This window comes from Citrobacter sp. Cpo015, from assembly GCF_030333035.1.
Classification (GTDB): domain Bacteria; phylum Pseudomonadota; class Gammaproteobacteria; order Enterobacterales; family Enterobacteriaceae; genus Citrobacter; species Citrobacter portucalensis.
Genome location: NZ_JAOWGS010000037.1, coordinates 789842 through 805872 on the forward strand (window position 1 = coordinate 789842; position 16031 = coordinate 805872).

Here is a 16031-nt window from a genome sequence, read left to right on the forward strand (position 1 = left end):
ACCTACCCGCATATTAAGCACTTAACCTTGTATGGTTATTTGAATGTTCTCTTCATTGACACCAAAATAGAGGGCTAGCCCAGCCTTTGCTTCTTTAAGTGTTAACGGTTTTACACTTTCTTGTTCTTCTTCTTCTTCTTCTTCGTACTCATCACCTGCTTTTCCGATGATTACATTAGTCGGAGATAATTTTGGAACAGCTTTAAATTCCAGTTTGCCAAGCTCGATGCCAATGTCTTCGAGGTTACGGTAAGAAACGGGGTTTCGGTTACCATCCCATTGCTCCGGAAGGTCAATTTCCGCATAAGAATCAATATTAATGATCCAACGGTGAGAGTTTTCTGGAGCTCTGCTGACTCCCGAGATTCGACCGACCATAAATGCATGGTGATGCTTGGCTTCTTGTGTTCCCCAGTCCGCCTTCGAATTTTGTACACAAACTAGATATTCGTGCTTGGCTGCATGGCTAGCATCTAGTCTCCATGCTTGACTTCCCCCTGTATTCAGGATTTCGGTGATGCCACGTGCGGTAAGTACAGTAATGCAGTTAGTGTTAGCCATTTTGTTGTGCCCTCTTTTTTAGAATCACTACTAGTAATGACTGCAGTTTATGCGCGATTGGTTGAGTTGGTCAAGAGTATTTTATTGAGTACTTGATTGAGTAATCTGTGTAGTGTTTCGTTGTTGTACTGTTTTTGAGCAGGTATGGTTTGTGATGCTGAGAGTCTTTCAGGTGTATGAGGCTTAAATTTTTAAGGCGGGTGGTTGTGGGATCACGCAATGTCATGGTTTTAGCTTGATAAGGGGGCACGGACTCAGTTGAAATAATCGAAGCTCCACAACGCGGCAATGCATGCCTATGCCGCATGGATCCGCATGATTACTTGGGACTCTTTTAGGACGAGATTGACCACTCTTGGTGGGTTTTTGCTGATGTCATGCAGGCGCATGAAAACCACTACATGAAGTGGGCAGGCGTGGCGGGGATACGAGCGCGCGCAAAAGCTAAAAACAATGGACGTTGTCATAGTAAACTTGAATCAAGTTCTTTAAAATAAATGCATTGTGGTTCTGGTTAAGAGGGAGTATTACGATGGCGATGATGGTTGATGATTGTCCTCGTTGCGGAAGCAAGAAAATCACATTTAATATTCAAAATGGTCATTATGTAGCAAACCGACAGCTAAATCTGAGAGAAACGGTCAAAGTTTACGAGTTGTATTGTATCTGCCGTGAGTGTGTACGTGGCACTATCTTTTTTGCATACCCCAGTGGCCGACAAGAATCTTTTGATGGTATTGATTGGCGATCTGGGTTTAATTTTAACTCAATGGGAAAAATACTGGGTGTAGTTAACCCAGCTGAATTAAAAACAAATCCTCCTCCAGAGTTTTTACCACAAAAAATTAATGATATTTTTATTGAAGGTTCTAAATGTTTGTCAGTAGGTTGTTATAACGCCTCTGCAACTATGTTTAGGCTATGCTTGGATATTGCAACTAAAGAATTGTTACCACCTGAAGGGCAAGAACCTGCAAACAAAATTCGGCGTAGCTTAGGTTTTAGAATGGATTGGCTGTTTGATAATCAGCTCTTACCTGAAGCCATGAGGGATTTAGCAGAATGTGTTAAAGATGATGGAAATGACGGTGCTCATGATGGGTTACTCGATAAAACATCTGCCGATGACCTCGAAGAATTCACATATATATTACTTGAGAGGTTATACACCGAAAAAGCACGTTTAGAAGAAGCAAAAATCAGACGTAAAAAAAGACACGAAAATAGCGGTTCTTAAGAACCGCTGTAATTTTTATTTTGAATCTAAGTTATATAATTCAAATTTAATGATGTTTTCGCCTAACCATCCGTTAATTTCTTGAAGTCTTTTTTGTAGGGGGATTAGTTCGTTCCGAACAAATACGTGACTAGCCTTCTCCACATCCCCAAACCCCCCAACATTGCTCGGCATAATCCCCATCATCTGCGGCGGCACGCGGTGAGCTGCCATCATGTCGTCCCGGCTCACATTCTTGATATTTAGAAACTCATCTTTAGCGGCAACCTCTGACAGCGGGATGATCTGAATCCCGTCCTTTTTGCCGTTGGGCGAGTACATAAACAGGTTGCGGAAGTTTCCCGGCCCTTTGGCACTTTTCATCGCCTGGCGGATGTTGTTCACGTCCTCCTGGTTCTGCGCGGCATCGGTCATATACATGATGAATCCCGCATGGCTGCCGTTGATGTAATACTTACGGCGGAACAGGGTGGCGGATTCATTTAGCAGGGCGGATGGGATGGCGGACAGGTATTCCGGTAGGCCGTAAATCTCCTGGTTCAGGTCTGGCTCCATCAGATGAAAAATGCTGCCCTTGGTGAACTCATACGGCTGGGTGGTCATGCCGTACTGCATAAACCAGTAGGTATCCAGATCCACGCCGCGCCGGGTGTATTTCGCCAGCGATGGCTCAAGCGACAGAATGCCGCCGAGCCGGTTGGTGCGCTTCTCCAGATAGGCATTACCAAATACCAGATAGTCCTGCACAAAGCGGCTGAACGCCTGCTGGCTCAGCAGCGGGTGCGGGATAAAGGTGCTGGTCAGAATGTTGCGCTTCACCGCAATCGGGGAGCTGTGATGCACCGCTGCACGGTAGGTGCGTGCCAGTCCGTCAAAACTCACTGGTGGCTCATACCAGCGATCCATCTGCACGCACTCCACATAATCCAGCAGCTCGCGGCGGTCCAGTACCGGAATGGGATCGCCAAAGCTGAATGCCTCTGTAGCCATGCCTCCTTTATGTTGAGTATTGTTCCCACTTGCAGCGCGGTTTTTCTTACTCTTACCCATCAAAAAATCTCCACAATGTTGCTGGTATTGGCGGATTCGCCCTGCAGCGGTTCGTTAAACAGTGCGTGCATCGTTGCCCAAGCCAAATCTGCATGGCTGGCTTCTTCGCTGCGGCTGGCTTCGTAGGTGGGGCGGTTTCCGCTGGCGGTTGTAGCGCGTCGGATTGCCATAAAGGACTGCGCTATGTCGGTGTGTCCGGCGTCAAACTCCAGACGGCGGTGGCTGATAATGTCGTACGCCTTGAGCACCAGGGCGTTTTTGACGTTGGGGTTGTAGACAAACTCCCGCACGGCAGGAAAGAACGCTTTTACGTTCTCATAAACGCCGTGCCCAACGCCGGTCGAGTCGATGCCTATATAAGTCACGTTGTACTGCTGCGTCAGCTTTTTGATGGCATCAGCCTGGGCGCGGAAGTCCATCCCGCGCCACTGATGACGCTCCAGGATGCGGAACTTTCCGCCAGGTACAGTGGGTGGCGCCATAACCACACAGCCTGCGCTGTCACCGTTCTGCGTACCTTTCGCCGGGTCGTAACCGATCCAGACTTCCCGCCAGCCAAACGGGCGCAGCGCCAGCGCCTGAAAATCGGTCCAGACTTCCCAGCTGTCCACCATGCACGCCTGCAGCTCGCTGAGCGGGAATACTGACGCCAGATCGTCAATAAATTCGCACATCAGCAGGTTCTGGTATTCGTCCGGGCTGTACTCCATGCGCAGTTGGTCCAGGTCGAACAGGTTACAGCCTCCGCGCACCGCATCCTCCACGGTGACGATCTGGCGGTACTGTCCGTCAGGGCAGAGCAGGCCGCGCGCAAGGTTGCTGTGGGTCAGGTCAATATCCACCTTGTCCGCTTTGGCACGGCCCCGGTTGAACAGCGCACCGGACCAGAACGGATAGGCACTGTGGGTCAGGCTGGATGGAGTGGAAAAGTAGGTTTGTCGCCATTTTTTGTGAATGGCCATCCCGGAGGCCACCTTGCGCAGCTCCTGGAATTTCGGTATCCAGAAATACTCATCCAGGTACAGATTGCCGTGGTAGCTCTGCGCCGTGCGGGCGTTGGTGCCGAGAAAGTACAAAGCTGCACCATTGGGTAACACCATGGGATCGCCTTTCAGCTCCACCTCAACTTCTTTGGCAAAGTCGATGATGTACTGCTTAAAAACGTGCGCCTGTGCCTTACTGGCAGAAAGGAAAATCTGGTTGCGTCCGGTCAGCAGGGCGTCAATCAATGCTTCACGGGCAAAATAAAACGTGGCGCCAATCTGGCGCGACTTGAGCAGATTGCGGATGCGGTTTGTTTTTCCTGCTTCAAACCAGTGACGCTGATAGTCGAACATTGAGGCATGGAAGACTTCTTCCAGCTTTTCGATCTGTTCGTCGGAGAAAACGTTCTTTTCCGGCTGCCTGCGCGGACCTTTGTTACGGTTGGCTACTTTCGGGTTTAAATCTGCTTCGTTCCCGCCATCGTTAAATTTTCCGATCCGGGCGTGACGCTCTGACTGGCGCGCCAGCAGGTCAATTTCCTTGAAGTCTTTCCCTTCTTTCTGCTCCTTCATGATGAGCTGGCAGTAACGTGCGGCGGTGGTGAGCTGCATCTGATCCAGCGGCCCATAGTCGCCCCACTTGTCGCGTTTTTTCCAGCTGTGAACGGTTGCAACTTTTTCGCCCAGCATTTCAGCAATGCGGGCTACGCGGTATCCCTGAAAGTACAGCAGCATAGCCTGCCGACGGGGATCGAGGTCTGCGGGGGTCAGTGTCGTGTTCATGGCCCAAACATACGACCTTGTATGGCGGCTTTCCCCGGCTGCGTTTTGTGTGGTTTACCGTACAAATACAGCGCGTTGTCTCACTCCCCCCATCACCGCAAACATAAGGCTCCAGTAAGTTATTTCTAACGGAGCATGGCTCATGACAGTGAAAGCAAAGCGTTTCCGTATCGGGGTGGAAGGTGCCACCACTGACGGGCGCGAGATCCAGCGTGAATGGCTGGTACAGATGGCTGCCAGCTACAACCCGACGGTCTATACCGCGCTGATTAACCTTGAGCACATCAAGTCTTATTCCCCGGACAGTGCCTTCAACCGTTACGGCAAAGTGACGGCGCTGGTTGAGGAAGAAATCCAGGACGGTCCGCTGGCGGGCAAGATGGCACTTTACGCCGATGTTGAACCGACGGACTCCCTGGTGGCACTGGTGAAAAAAGGCCAGAAGCTGTTTACCTCCATGGAGGTCAGCCCGAAGTTTGCTGACACCGGTAAAGCCTATCTTGTGGGACTGGCTGCAACAGATGATCCGGCAAGTCTCGGCACCGAAATGCTGGCATTCAGCGCCAGTGCCGCACATAACCCGCTGGCAAACCGTAAGCAGAATCCTGAAAACCTTTTTACCGCTGCCGAAGAAACGCAGATCGAACTGGAAGAAGCCCAGGACGAAAAGCCGTCCCTCTTTGCCCGCGTCACCGCGCTGTTCACCAAAAAAGAACAGACCGACGATGCGCGCTTCTCTGATGTGCATAAAGCCGTGGAGCTGGTCGCTACTGAGCAGCAGCTCCTGAGCGAGCGCACTGACAAATCCCTGTCCGATCGGGACCAGCGCCTTTCTGAGCTGGAGTCCTCCCTGCAGGAACAGCAGACCGCCTTTGCCGAGTTACAGCAGCAGCTGAGCCGTGAAGACAGCCGCAAGGATTACCGCCAGCGCGCGCCGGGCGGTGACGCACCGGCAGGCACCCTGACCAATTGCTGATGGAGCATAAAACCCAATGAAAAAGAAAACCCGCTTTGCCTTTAACGCTTACCTGCAGCAACTGGCGCGCCTGAACGGTGTGGAGGTTGAAGAACTCTCCAGCAAGTTCACCGTGGAGCCGTCCGTGCAGCAGACGCTGGAAGACCAGATCCAGCAGTCTGCCGCTTTTCTGACGCTGATTAACATCACGCCGGTTACGGAGCAGTCCGGTCAGTTGTTGGGGCTGGGCGTTGGCAGCACCATTGCCGGAACCACCGACACCACCACCAAAGAGCGCGAACCTACCGATCCGATGCTGATGGAGGACGCGGAATATAAATGCGAACAGACCAACTTTGACACAGTGCTGACCTACGCAAAGCTGGACCTGTGGGCGAAGTTCCAGGACTTCCAGGTGCGTATCCGCAACGCCATCGTTAAGCGTCAGGCGCTGGATCGCATCATGATTGGCTTTAACGGCGTGAAGCGCGCCAAAACCTCCAGTCGTGCTGAAAACCCGCTACTGCAGGACGTCAATAAAGGCTGGCTGCAGAAAATCCGCGAAGACGCGCCGGATCATGTCATGGGCAGCACCACAAAAGACGGCGTAACCACCAAAGATGCAGTGAAAGTGGGCAAGGAGGGCGACTACGCCAACCTGGACGCACTGGTGATGGATGCCGTCAACGAGCTGATCGACGTGGTTTACCAGGATGATGACGATCTGGTGGTTGTCTGTGGTCGTGAACTGTTATCTGACAAATATTTCCCGCTGGTCAACAAAGAGCAGGACAACAGCGAAAAAATTTCTGCCGATCTGATCATTAGCCAGAAACGCATGGGCGGCCTGCAGGCCGTGCGCGCGCCTTTCTTCCCGGCAAATTCCCTGCTGATCACCCGTCTGGATAACCTGTCCATCTACTGGCAGGAAGACACCCGCCGCCGTTCTGTTATCGATAACCCGAAACGTGACCGGATTGAAAACTTTGAATCCGTCAACGAGGCGTATGTGGTCGAGGACTACCGCTGCGCGGCGCTGGTTGAAAACATCGAAATCGGTGATTTCAGTGTGCCTGTTGCACCGGAAGGTGGGGAATAACGCATGAGCCTGAGTCCCGCACGGCAGCACCGCCTGCGCATTCAGGCCGAACAGGCCGCCCGTGAGGGCGGCAGTGTTCGCCATGCGTCGGGCTATGACCTGATGCTGTTGCAACTGGCAGAAGACCGTCGCCGCCTCAAGGGTATCCAGTCCACGGTGAAAAAGGCGGCGATTAAGGTGGCGCTGCTGCCGAAATATGCCGCCTGGGCAGACGGCGTGCTGGCTGCCGGAGGTACGCAACAGGATGACGTGCTGATGTACGTGATGCTGTGGCGTATTGACGCCGGTGATTATGCCGGTGCGCTGGAAATCGGGCGCCATGCTCTGCACCATGGCTGGGTGATGCCGCTGGGCAACCGTAACGTGCAGACCGTGCTGGCAGAAGAAATGGCAGACGCGGCGCAAAGCGCTCTGCTAGCCGCTGCCGGATTTGATGCCGATTTGCTTCTGCAGACGCTGGACCTGACAACCGATCTGGATATGCCGGACCAGTCGCGGGCGCGCCTGCATAAAGCCATCGGCGCTGTACTGAGCGAAAGCAACCCGGCATCTGCCCTGAATCACCTTAACCAAGCGCTGCAGCTTGATCCCCGCTGCGGTGTGAAAAAAGAAAAGCAGCAACTGGAGCGCAGACTGCGCAATGACAGTCGCTAACGAACGTGCCCCGCGCACGGGCGGCACGGGATGGCGAAAGGCACTGCCACATCAAAATTCTGTCCACCGCCCACTTATTCAGGAGAAAGCCGCATGAAGTTTGTTGCGCCCGAACAGGCACCGGAACAGGCGGAGGTCATCAAAAATACGCCGTTCTGGCCTGATGTGGACCTGTCGGAATTTCGCAGTGTGATGCGAACTGACGGCACGGTGACGCAGCCGCGTTTAAAGCAGGTTGTGTTGACGGCTATTTCTGAGGTTAACGCTGAGCTGTACGACTTCCGCAACCGCCAGCAACTGCTGGGCTACCGGGCACTGGCTGAGGTTCCGGCGGACATGCTGGACGGTAAAAGCGAGCGTATCCGGCATTACCATAACGCCGTTTTTTGCTGGACGCGCGCCGTACTCAATGAGCGTTATCAGGACTATGACGCCACGGCGTCAGGTGTGACACGGGGGGAGGAGCTGGCGGAGGCCAGCGGTGATCTGTGGCGTGATGCCCGCTGGGCCATCAGCCGGGTGCAGGATGCGCCGCACTATACGGTGGAGCTTATCTGATGAAAGTGCGTGCGCATCAGTATGATACGGTGGACGCGCTTTGCTGGCGTCATTACGGGCGCACGCAGGGGGTCACTGAGCAGGTTCTGAAGGCAAATCCGGGGCTGGCAGAGTACGGCCCATTTTTACCGCACGGGCTGCAGGTGGAACTGCCGGACATTACGGCGTCAACCACGGCGCAGACCGTCCAGCTATGGGACTGAATTATGACGCTTGAACGAATCAGCGCCTTTATCACTTACTGCATCGCCGTGCTGCTGGCATGGCTGGGCGATCTGTCGCTCAAGGATGCGTCAACGGTTGGCGGCGTGCTGATTGGTGTGCTGATGCTGGCTATCAACTGGTACTACAAACACCAGTCTTTCAGGTTGCTGCGCGATGGCAAAATTTCACAGGGGGAATATGAATCCTTCAATCGTTAAGCGCTGCCTTGTAGGGGCTGTGCTGGCTATCGCCGCCACGCTGCCCGGTTTCCAGTCGCTCAAAACCTCCGTTGAAGGGCTGAAACTGATTGCCGAATACGAGGGATGTCGTCTGCAGCCGTATCAGTGCAGCGCAGGTGTCTGGACTGACGGGATCGGCAATACATCCGGGGTGGTGCCGGGGAAAGCTATCACGGAACGGCAGGCGGCGCAGGGGTTAATAAACAATGTGTTGCTGACTGAAAAAAGGCTGGATGCCTGCCTGACGGTTAAGCCCCCGCAACATGTCTACGATGCGCTGGTGAGTATTGGTTTCAATGTGGGGACCGGCGCGATCTGCAGGTCAACCATGGTGTCATATATCAATCGTCAGCAGTGGTGGCAGGCATGCAACCAGCTACCGCGCTGGATTTACGTTAACGGTGTGAAAAATAAAGGTCTGGAGAATCGCCGCGCGCGGGAACTGGCCTGGTGCTTAAAAGGAGCTGGGGCATGACGCGCTTGCTGGCGGCAGTGCTGGCGCTGGCTTTTGCGGCGCTGGGCTGGCAGTCGTGGCGGCTTAACAATGCCAGTCACACCATCGAGACACAGGGGCGTGAACTGGAAACGAAAGGGCAGGAATTGACGAAGAAAAACAGTCAGTTGATCGGCCTGTCCATTCTGACCGAAACCAACAGCCGGGAGCAGACGCGGCTTTATGCGGCAGCGGAACAGACCACTACACTGCTGCGAAGCCGCCAGCGCCGGATCGAGGAACTGAAACGTGAAAACGAGGATTTACGCCGCTGGGCTGACGCTCCTTTGCCTGCTGACATTATCCGGCTGCGCGAACGTCCGGCCCTTGCCGGAGGTGCAGCTTACCGTGAATGGCTGTCCCAGAGTGACGCAGTGCCGCCTGGAAAGGTCAGCGCCGCGCAGTAACGGCGATCTGATTGCGGCACTGGATGAAACAGAGGCCGCCTGGGCAGTCTGTGCTGACAAAGTCGACACGATAGTTGCGTGTCAGGAGCGAAACAGTGAACAAACCGCAGTCCCTGCGCAGCGCTCTGAATAAAGCGGTGGCGTATGTCCGCAACAACCCGGATAAGCTGCACCTTTTCGTTGATAACGGCTCACTGGTGGCAACCGGTGCCAGCTCTATGTCATGGGAATACCGCTACACCCTGAATGTGGTGATCGAGGATTTCAGCGGCGACCAGAATCTGCTGATGGCTCCCGTGTTGCTGTGGCTCAGAGAAAACCAGCCGGACGCCATCAACAACCCGGAGCTGCGCGAAAAACTGTTCACCTTTGAAGTGGATATTCTGCGCAACGATGTGTGCGATATCAGTCTGAACCTACAACTGACGGAGCGTGTGCTGGTCAGCACTGACGGAGGTATCTCAACGGTTGAGGCGGAGCCAGAACCCAACGAACTCGAAGAAATGTGGACGGTGAAATGTGGATAATCTGCATAAAGTGGATGAGTGGCTGGCAGCGCTGCTGGCGAATCTGGAGCCTGTCGCACGCCAGAGTATGATGCGCGAACTGGCGCAGGAATTACGCCGGAATCAGCAAAACAATATCCGGCTGCAGCGCAATCCTGACGGAAGCGGATACGAGCCGCGAAAAGTTACTGCCCGGACTAAAAAGGGGCGCATTAAACGCCAGATGTTTGCAAAAATTCGTACGGGTAAATACCTGAAAACTGCCGCTAGCGCGGATTCAGCCAGCGTGCAGTTTGCGGGCAAGGTGCAGCGCATTGCCCACGTCCACCATTACGGCCTGCGCGATCGCGTCAGCCGTAATGGTCTGGAGGTGCGTTATGCTAAGCGAAACCTGCTGGGTTTCAGCATTGAAGCGAAAATGCTGACCCATGAAATGCTATTACGTTGGTTAGTAATTTGATATTCAACTATCGTGGATTCAAATTTTTGTCACATGCTGTGGATAATGAGTTTCTGTGGGTATTGCAGAAAGATTTATCAGTTAAATTAAATCGTTTTTGCAATCTTTCTTCGGATATGTTGGTATTGTTAATTTCCCATTTTAACAATGTGCATACTAATCTAGAAAGATGTATTTTTAAGTGCTCAGATGCAATGTGTAAATCAATAATACAATGGGGAGGTAATATTTCTCCATGTATGATGATGTTGCGCAATTCGGATAAAGATATTCCTTTCCCATCTTTGAATAAAGGCCATAAATCTTTATTCGATATTTCTGTTTCTTCAAGTAATAGTTTTGTTATATCTTCAAGTGAAGGTCTGTTTAATTCAGCAAGTTTTGCCTTCATTCTGGATCTGGCTTCTTTGTCAGGTATGTCATCTTTGTTTATTTGTTTCTCGATTTTCTTTCTGAGCTTTGAAAAATCTTCTGCCTTAATGATATTCTCAAGGCATTGTTGCTTTTTGAAGTTCAAGACTAAAGACTCATATGCTTGGAATAATGATAGGTATTGTTGCTCTACAAAAATCCTGTCGATAGTTAAAGAGTTAATTGCTAAACGAAGACTATCGTAATAAGGTGAGGAGATATAGTTGTCATATGTACGCTGTAGAAAATCTTTTATCATTCTTTTTTCAATGATTCTTTTATTGCTCTCAGTTGAAATATTTGGTTGTTCCTTATAGTTCTTTCTGTGGAAGAATATTCTTTTTTCTGGGGATTGGTACAACCAACTTGTACATATTACCTTTTCACCATGGGCTAATGAAATTATGTCGCAAAGGGAGTCAATTTTATTGAATAATTCTGAGTTTATTTTTTCAACGTCGTATTCAGATTCTAGGGTTTGTATTTCGATGATTTGATATTTTTCTAGATTTATACTTTTGTTCGTTATGTGGCTAGTGAATTTTATATCCATTGTTGCTATGTTTTTAGCATCAATGCAGACAGAAAATACTTCACCTTTGGAATGACTAATGACTCCATCTTCAGTTGATTGGAAGTGGCTGAATGGAGCAATTAAAGGTGCGTCATTAATAAAGAACCTTATTGTTCTTGGTGTTTCTGTTTCTTTAGTGTATGACTCAGTATGAGTATAGATATTTTTGGGGATTACTTTGAACTCATAATAAGAATTGGGGTGGTTCATGAATTTTTCAAAAGAGTCGATGAAAGCATCGTGGATAAATATATAATCATTTATTTCTGATTTTTCGCCATGGGTCTGGATGCGGATGTTGATATCTTTTTGGTCAATTAAAGCAAGGGCGGCACTGTCTTTTGTTTTTATTTTTATCCCGCTCCAAGTAGTGATGTCATCAATTGAAATATCACATCTAATATTTTCTAACGTTGTAGTCGAAAAATTAAAAGTAACCAACTTTGATTCCAGAAGATGCTGACTCATGACCTCTCCATTGTGTAAAAAATAGGACAATTAGGAGAAGTATTTTGGCATATCTCACTCTTTCATAATAACTAAATGAACACACAACTAACAGAAATCATGCGCCTTATCACCAACCTGATCCGCACCGGAACTGTAACGGAAGTGGACTGGGCTAACTGGCTGTGCCGGGTGAAAACGGGCGACCTTGAAACCAACTGGATTAACTGGCTGACCTGCCGTGCCGGGAAATCCCGGACATGGTGGAAACCGTCTGTAGGTGAGCAAGTAGTGCTGTTCAGCCTGGGCGGCAATCTGGAAACCGCCTTTGCCCTGCCTGCCGTCTACTCAAATCAGTTTCCGCCACCCTCAGACTCTGAGGACGGCAACGTGACGGCGTATGACGACGGCGGCTGGTTTGAATACGAACCCTCCACCGGACGCTGGTACGTGCGCGGCATTAAATCCATGGTGATCGAGGCGGCAGATAACGTCACCTTTAAAACCGGGGAGTTTGTGGTGGAGGCCGACACTACCCGCATCAACAGTGAGGTGGTGATCAATGGCGGCGTCACCCAGGGCGGCGGCGCAATGAGTTCTAACGGAGTCGTGGTTGATGACCATGAGCATAGTGGTGTTCTGAAAGGCCGCGACAACACGGGGGGACCGGTATGACGTTGTATATCGGTATGAGCAGGAATGACGGGCAGGTCATTGCAGATACAGACCATCTGCGCCAGTCGGTGCGGGATATTCTGCTGACGCCGCAGGGCAGCCGTCTTGCCCGCCGGGAATATGGCTCCCTGCTGTCTGCCCTGATTGACCAGCCGCAGAACCCGGCGCTGCGCCTGCAGATTATGTCTGCGGTCTATGTGGCGCTGAACCGTTGGGAGCCGCGCCTTACGCTGGACTCCATCACCATCAACGGCAATTTTGACGGCTCTATGGTGGTTGAACTTACCGGACACAGCGATAACGGCGCGCCAGTTTCCCTTTCCGTATCAACAGGAGCAGACAATGGCAGTCATTGATCTTTCCCGACTACCGCCGCCGCAGATTGTGGATGTGCCGGACTTTGAGGCATTGCTGGCAGAACGCAAGGCCGCCTTTGTGGCCCTCCATCCGGCTGATGAACAGGAGGCCGTTATGCGCACGTTAGCGCTGGAGTCAGAACCTGTCACCAAACTGTTGCAGGAGAATACTTACCGCGAAATCCTGCTGCGCCAGCGTATTAATGAGGCTGCGCAGGCGGTCATGGTGGCCTATTCAATGGGAAATGACCTTGAGCAACTGGCAGGCAACTGCAACGTGAAGCGCCTGACGGTAGTCCCTGCAGATAATGACGCGGTGCCGCCGGTCGCCGCAGTGATGGAAAGTGATGAAGCATTACGCCAGCGCATTCCTGCAGCATTTGAGGGGCTGTCCGTTGCAGGGCCGACGGGAGCCTATGAGTTCCACGCCAGAAGCGCCGACGGGCGCGTGGCTGATGCCAGCGCAACCAGTCCGGCACCGGCAGAGGTGGTGCTTACCGTACTGAGCCGCGAGGGTGACGGTACGGCAGGGGCTGACCTGCTGGCAGTGGTAGATCAAGCGCTTAACAGTGAAAAGGTTCGCCCGGTAGCAGACCGCCTGACGGTGCGCAGCGCTGAAATTATTCCGTACAGCGTGGATGCAACGATCTTCCTTTATCCGGGGCCGGAGGCTGAGCCGGTGATGGCAGAAGCAAAAGCCAGTCTGCAGAAATACATCGCCAGTCAAACGCGGCTGGGACGTGATATCCGCCGCAGCGCCATTTATGCCGCGTTGCACGTGGAAGGCGTCCAGCGTGTGGAGCTGGCGTCCCCGCTGGAAGATGTGGTGCTGGATAAGACGCAGGCGGCGTCCTGTACAGAGTGGAGCGTCACCAACGGGGGCACAGATGAATAGTCTGTTGCCGCCGGGTTCGTCGCCGCTTGAGCGCCGACTGGCGCAGACCTGCAGCGGGATTTCCGATCTGCAGGTATCGCTGCGTGATTTGTGGAATCCGGCAACCTGTCCGATCAGATTCCTGCCTTATCTGGCCTGGGCGTTTTCTGTTGACCGCTGGGATGAAAGCTGGACAGAAAACGTCAAACGTCGCGTTGTGCAGGACGCTTTTTATATCCATCAGCACAAGGGGACAACCAGCGCCGTGCGGCGCGTGGTGGAGCCATTCGGCTTCCTGATCCGCATCATTGAGTGGTGGCAGACCGGCGAAACGCCGGGGACGTTCCGTCTGGATATTGGCGTGCAGGACCAGGGCATAACAGAAGAAACCTATCTGGAGCTGGAGCGCCTGATCGGTGACGCCAAACCATGCAGCCGTCATCTGGTTGGTATGTCCATCAACCTGCAGACAGGCGGACCGTATTTTGTGGGCGCAGCCACCTACACCGGCGAAGAAATCACGATCTACCCGTATATCAACGAAACCATTATTTCCGGCGGCACCGCTTATGAGGGCGGAGCGGTCCATGTTATTGACACGATGAGAGTGAACCCATGAGCGCAAAATTTTATACCCTGCTGACGGAGATCGGCGCGGCGAAACTGGCAAGCGCCGCCGCGCTCGGTGTCCCGTTGAAAATTACCCATATGGCGGTGGGTAGTGGTGGCGGTGTACTGCCCACACCCAACGCGCAACAGACCGCGTTAGTTGCAGAGGAGCGCCGCGCAGCGCTGAATATGCTGTATATCGACCCGCAGAACAGCAGCCAGATTATTGCTGAGCAGGTGATCCCGGAAAATGAGGGCGGGTGGTGGATCCGTGAAGTTGGCCTGTTTGATGAAACCGGTGCGCTGATTGCCGTGGGAAACTGCCCGGAGAGCTACAAGCCGAAGCTGGCGGAGGGCAGTGGTCGCACACAGACCGTGCGTATGGTACTGATTACCAGCAGCACCGATAACATCACCCTGAAAATTGACCCTGCTGTGGTCCTGGCAACCCGCAAGTATGTGGATGATAAGGTGCTGGAGCTTAAGGTATATGTGGATGACCTGATGGCAAAGCATCTTGCTGCTGTTGATCCCCATTCGCAGTATGCACCAAAAGACAGTCCAACTCTGACAGGGATGCCTAAAACGCCAACGCCACCGGCAGGAAACAACAGCACCCTCATTGCCAGCACCGCTTTTGTACAGGCTGCTATTCTTGCCCTGATTGGGGGGGCACCGGCAACGCTGGATACGCTGAAAGAAATTGCAGAGGCTATCAATAATGACCCGAATTTCAGTACCACCATTAACAATGCGCTGGCACTGAAAGCGCCGCTGGCAAGTCCGGCCCTAACTGGAACGCCTACGGCCCCAACAGCAGTTCAGTCGACGAACAATACGCAGATTGCCACTACCGCGTTTGTGAAATCTGCCGTTGCGGGGCTGATCGGTTCGTCGCCGGAGGCGCTGGATACACTGAATGAACTGGCTGCTGCGCTGGGGAATGATCCTAACTTTGCGACAACAGTGATGAACGCGCTGGCGGGAAAACAGCCCCTCGATGCCACTTTGACTAACCTCAGCGGGAAAAGTGTTTCGGCCCTTCTACAATACCTTGGTTTGGGAGAAGCGGCGAAACGGAACGTGGGCACTGGCGTAAACCAGATACCGGATATGTCCGCATTTGAGGCTAAGTTGTCCCTTAGTGGCTATGCCAAAGAGCCTTCTGGTCTAATCAGGCAATGGGTTGGAGGCAATACAGGTGGAATGGTAGCGGGTGAAGCAAAAGTGATTGAACTTCCTTTCCCGTTCCCTTCCGGCATTCTTGCCGTTGTACCTTATACCGGCGCGTTAGGTCCGGGATTTGACGCAAGTGTGGGGATAAAATGGAGCGGAAAAAACCAGATCACTATTTATAACTCATCAATGACACAGGCAATTGCTGATTATGGATTTATCGCATATGGGAAATAAAACTATGGATAAAACATGTAATTACGTTTATAGCCCGACCAGTAATCTATTTTATCCTGTTGCTTTGCGGGCGGATTATGAAAAGGCGTCATCATGGCCTGGCGATCCTGTCGGTGCAAGTGACGAAATTTATTTTGAATATTCAGGAATACCGCCAGAGGGGAAAATAAGACGCTCCGATGCTAACGGTATGCCTTGCTGGATTGATGCGCCATCAAAGAGCAAAGAGCAACTCATCGCCGAAGCGGAAAAAGCCAGGCAGGTACTTATTGCTCAGGCTAATGACTATATGAACAGTAAACAATGGCCAGGTAAAGCGGCAATTGGCAGGCTGAGGGGTAACGAGTTGGCACAGTATAATCTGTGGCTGGATTATCTTGATATACTGGATGTAATGACTATCTCAGATGTGGACGCTATCAGTTGGCCTGTGCCTCCGGAATATTAATACATCCCCCGCATCTGCGGGGGGCCTCTAAATTT

22 protein-coding genes are annotated in these 16031 nt (G+C 52.1%); 18 read left to right on the top strand and 4 right to left on the bottom strand.

Annotation, left to right across the window (positions count from 1 at the left end):
• Positions 1-21 precede the first annotated feature (21 nt).
• Entirely contained in the window at positions 22-561 is a 540-nt protein-coding gene (locus OGY67_RS19490) for a hypothetical protein (protein ID WP_286574395.1), read from the bottom strand.
• Positions 562-1093: 532 nt separating this feature from the next.
• Between OGY67_RS19490 and OGY67_RS19495 the strand changes: the two genes are divergently transcribed.
• On the top strand, positions 1094-1798 hold the full coding sequence (locus OGY67_RS19495; protein WP_286574396.1) for a DUF4145 domain-containing protein: 705 nt from the start codon (positions 1094-1096) through the stop codon (positions 1796-1798).
• A gap of 15 nt (positions 1799-1813) precedes the next feature.
• Here OGY67_RS19495 and OGY67_RS19500 read toward each other — a convergent pair whose 3' ends face one another.
• Positions 1814-2848, bottom strand: coding sequence for a phage portal protein (locus OGY67_RS19500; protein WP_286574397.1), 1035 nt, complete (start codon positions 2846-2848; stop codon positions 1814-1816).
• Positions 2848-4614, bottom strand: coding sequence for a terminase ATPase subunit family protein (locus tag OGY67_RS19505; RefSeq protein WP_052946289.1), 1767 nt, complete (start codon positions 4612-4614; stop codon positions 2848-2850). The genes OGY67_RS19500 and OGY67_RS19505 overlap by 1 nt, the downstream gene beginning before the upstream one ends.
• A 142-nt stretch (positions 4615-4756) precedes the next feature.
• Between OGY67_RS19505 and OGY67_RS19510 the strand changes: the two genes are divergently transcribed.
• From OGY67_RS19510 to OGY67_RS19560, 11 genes are all read left to right on the top strand, one after another.
• Positions 4757-5590: a GPO family capsid scaffolding protein gene (locus tag OGY67_RS19510; protein WP_286574398.1), complete on the top strand. Its 834-nt coding sequence runs from the start codon at positions 4757-4759 to the stop codon at positions 5588-5590.
• A 16-nt stretch (positions 5591-5606) separates the two neighbouring features.
• Complete coding sequence (locus OGY67_RS19515) at positions 5607-6668, top strand: phage major capsid protein, P2 family (RefSeq protein WP_286574399.1); 1062 nt, start codon at positions 5607-5609, stop codon at positions 6666-6668.
• Positions 6669-6671: 3 nt separating this feature from the next.
• Complete coding sequence (gene gpM, locus OGY67_RS19520) at positions 6672-7322, top strand: phage terminase small subunit (protein WP_286574400.1); 651 nt, start codon at positions 6672-6674, stop codon at positions 7320-7322.
• 93 nt (positions 7323-7415) lie between these two features.
• Entirely contained in the window at positions 7416-7880 is a 465-nt protein-coding gene (locus tag OGY67_RS19525) for a head completion/stabilization protein (protein WP_286574401.1), read from the top strand.
• The gene (locus OGY67_RS19530) at positions 7880-8083 is read left to right on the top strand and encodes a tail protein X (protein WP_001397651.1); all 204 of its coding nucleotides are present in this window, start codon (positions 7880-7882) and stop codon (positions 8081-8083) included. Before OGY67_RS19525 ends, OGY67_RS19530 begins: the two co-directional genes overlap by 1 nt.
• A 3-nt stretch (positions 8084-8086) precedes the next feature.
• Complete coding sequence (locus tag OGY67_RS19535; RefSeq protein ID WP_286574402.1) at positions 8087-8302, top strand: HP1 family phage holin; 216 nt, start codon at positions 8087-8089, stop codon at positions 8300-8302.
• Positions 8283-8798 (top strand): lysozyme, encoded by a 516-nt coding sequence (locus OGY67_RS19540; RefSeq protein WP_286574403.1) that lies wholly within the window; start codon positions 8283-8285, stop codon positions 8796-8798. The genes OGY67_RS19535 and OGY67_RS19540 overlap by 20 nt, the downstream gene beginning before the upstream one ends.
• Positions 8795-9223, top strand: coding sequence for an Rz-like lysis system protein LysB (gene lysB / locus OGY67_RS19545; RefSeq protein WP_286574473.1), 429 nt, complete (start codon positions 8795-8797; stop codon positions 9221-9223). Before OGY67_RS19540 ends, lysB begins: the two co-directional genes overlap by 4 nt.
• Entirely contained in the window at positions 9108-9356 is a 249-nt protein-coding gene (lysC, locus tag OGY67_RS19550) for an Rz1-like lysis system protein LysC (RefSeq protein WP_286574474.1), read from the top strand. The genes lysB and lysC overlap by 116 nt, the downstream gene beginning before the upstream one ends.
• Positions 9319-9750 (top strand): phage tail protein, encoded by a 432-nt coding sequence (locus tag OGY67_RS19555; protein WP_286574404.1) that lies wholly within the window; start codon positions 9319-9321, stop codon positions 9748-9750. Before lysC ends, OGY67_RS19555 begins: the two co-directional genes overlap by 38 nt.
• Positions 9743-10189, top strand: coding sequence for a phage virion morphogenesis protein (locus tag OGY67_RS19560; protein ID WP_286574405.1), 447 nt, complete (start codon positions 9743-9745; stop codon positions 10187-10189). Before OGY67_RS19555 ends, OGY67_RS19560 begins: the two co-directional genes overlap by 8 nt.
• A gap of 7 nt (positions 10190-10196) precedes the next feature.
• Here the strand turns inward: OGY67_RS19560 and OGY67_RS19565 are convergent, their stop codons facing one another.
• Positions 10197-11642: a hypothetical protein gene (locus tag OGY67_RS19565; RefSeq protein ID WP_286574406.1), complete on the bottom strand. Its 1446-nt coding sequence runs from the start codon at positions 11640-11642 to the stop codon at positions 10197-10199.
• A gap of 75 nt (positions 11643-11717) precedes the next feature.
• Between OGY67_RS19565 and OGY67_RS19570 the strand changes: the two genes are divergently transcribed.
• The 6 genes from OGY67_RS19570 to OGY67_RS19595 are packed head-to-tail and all read left to right on the top strand — an operon-like array spanning position 11718 to position 15996.
• Positions 11718-12296, top strand: coding sequence for a phage baseplate assembly protein V (locus tag OGY67_RS19570; protein WP_286574407.1), 579 nt, complete (start codon positions 11718-11720; stop codon positions 12294-12296).
• Positions 12293-12652: a GPW/gp25 family protein gene (locus OGY67_RS19575; RefSeq protein WP_286574408.1), complete on the top strand. Its 360-nt coding sequence runs from the start codon at positions 12293-12295 to the stop codon at positions 12650-12652. The genes OGY67_RS19570 and OGY67_RS19575 overlap by 4 nt, the downstream gene beginning before the upstream one ends.
• Positions 12639-13547 carry a baseplate assembly protein gene (locus OGY67_RS19580; RefSeq protein ID WP_286574409.1) on the top strand — a complete coding sequence of 303 codons (909 nt, stop codon included), beginning with the start codon at positions 12639-12641 and terminating at the stop codon, positions 13545-13547. Before OGY67_RS19575 ends, OGY67_RS19580 begins: the two co-directional genes overlap by 14 nt.
• A complete protein-coding gene (locus tag OGY67_RS19585) occupies positions 13540-14145 on the top strand; it encodes a phage tail protein I (RefSeq protein ID WP_202195233.1) in 606 nt (201 codons plus the stop codon). The genes OGY67_RS19580 and OGY67_RS19585 overlap by 8 nt, the downstream gene beginning before the upstream one ends.
• Entirely contained in the window at positions 14142-15548 is a 1407-nt protein-coding gene (locus OGY67_RS19590) for a phage tail-collar fiber domain-containing protein (RefSeq protein WP_286574410.1), read from the top strand. The genes OGY67_RS19585 and OGY67_RS19590 overlap by 4 nt, the downstream gene beginning before the upstream one ends.
• Positions 15523-15996 carry a tail fiber assembly protein gene (locus OGY67_RS19595; RefSeq protein WP_286574411.1) on the top strand — a complete coding sequence of 158 codons (474 nt, stop codon included), beginning with the start codon at positions 15523-15525 and terminating at the stop codon, positions 15994-15996. The genes OGY67_RS19590 and OGY67_RS19595 overlap by 26 nt, the downstream gene beginning before the upstream one ends.
• The last annotated feature ends 35 nt before the right edge of the window (positions 15997-16031 follow it).

Bases quoted from the DNA above. Each gene is read 5' to 3' on its own strand.
- OGY67_RS19490 (WP_286574395.1), bottom strand. From the start codon at position 561: ATGGCTAACACTAACTGCATTACTGTACTTACCGCACGTGGCATCACC.
- OGY67_RS19495 (WP_286574396.1), top strand. From the start codon at position 1,094: ATGGCGATGATGGTTGATGATTGTCCTCGTTGCGGAAGCAAGAAAATC.
- OGY67_RS19500 (WP_286574397.1), bottom strand. From the start codon at position 2,848: ATGGGTAAGAGTAAGAAAAACCGCGCTGCAAGTGGGAACAATACTCAA.
- OGY67_RS19505 (WP_052946289.1), bottom strand. From the start codon at position 4,614: ATGAACACGACACTGACCCCCGCAGACCTCGATCCCCGTCGGCAGGCT.
- OGY67_RS19510 (WP_286574398.1), top strand. From the start codon at position 4,757: ATGACAGTGAAAGCAAAGCGTTTCCGTATCGGGGTGGAAGGTGCCACC.
- OGY67_RS19515 (WP_286574399.1), top strand. From the start codon at position 5,607: ATGAAAAAGAAAACCCGCTTTGCCTTTAACGCTTACCTGCAGCAACTG.
- gpM (WP_286574400.1), top strand. From the start codon at position 6,672: ATGAGCCTGAGTCCCGCACGGCAGCACCGCCTGCGCATTCAGGCCGAA.
- OGY67_RS19525 (WP_286574401.1), top strand. From the start codon at position 7,416: ATGAAGTTTGTTGCGCCCGAACAGGCACCGGAACAGGCGGAGGTCATC.
- OGY67_RS19530 (WP_001397651.1), top strand. From the start codon at position 7,880: ATGAAAGTGCGTGCGCATCAGTATGATACGGTGGACGCGCTTTGCTGG.
- OGY67_RS19535 (WP_286574402.1), top strand. From the start codon at position 8,087: ATGACGCTTGAACGAATCAGCGCCTTTATCACTTACTGCATCGCCGTG.
- OGY67_RS19540 (WP_286574403.1), top strand. From the start codon at position 8,283: ATGAATCCTTCAATCGTTAAGCGCTGCCTTGTAGGGGCTGTGCTGGCT.
- lysB (WP_286574473.1), top strand. From the start codon at position 8,795: ATGACGCGCTTGCTGGCGGCAGTGCTGGCGCTGGCTTTTGCGGCGCTG.
- OGY67_RS19565 (WP_286574406.1), bottom strand. From the start codon at position 11,642: ATGAGTCAGCATCTTCTGGAATCAAAGTTGGTTACTTTTAATTTTTCG.
- OGY67_RS19570 (WP_286574407.1), top strand. From the start codon at position 11,718: ATGAACACACAACTAACAGAAATCATGCGCCTTATCACCAACCTGATC.
- OGY67_RS19575 (WP_286574408.1), top strand. From the start codon at position 12,293: ATGACGTTGTATATCGGTATGAGCAGGAATGACGGGCAGGTCATTGCA.
- OGY67_RS19580 (WP_286574409.1), top strand. From the start codon at position 12,639: ATGGCAGTCATTGATCTTTCCCGACTACCGCCGCCGCAGATTGTGGAT.
- OGY67_RS19585 (WP_202195233.1), top strand. From the start codon at position 13,540: ATGAATAGTCTGTTGCCGCCGGGTTCGTCGCCGCTTGAGCGCCGACTG.
- OGY67_RS19590 (WP_286574410.1), top strand. From the start codon at position 14,142: ATGAGCGCAAAATTTTATACCCTGCTGACGGAGATCGGCGCGGCGAAA.
- OGY67_RS19595 (WP_286574411.1), top strand. From the start codon at position 15,523: ATGGATTTATCGCATATGGGAAATAAAACTATGGATAAAACATGTAAT.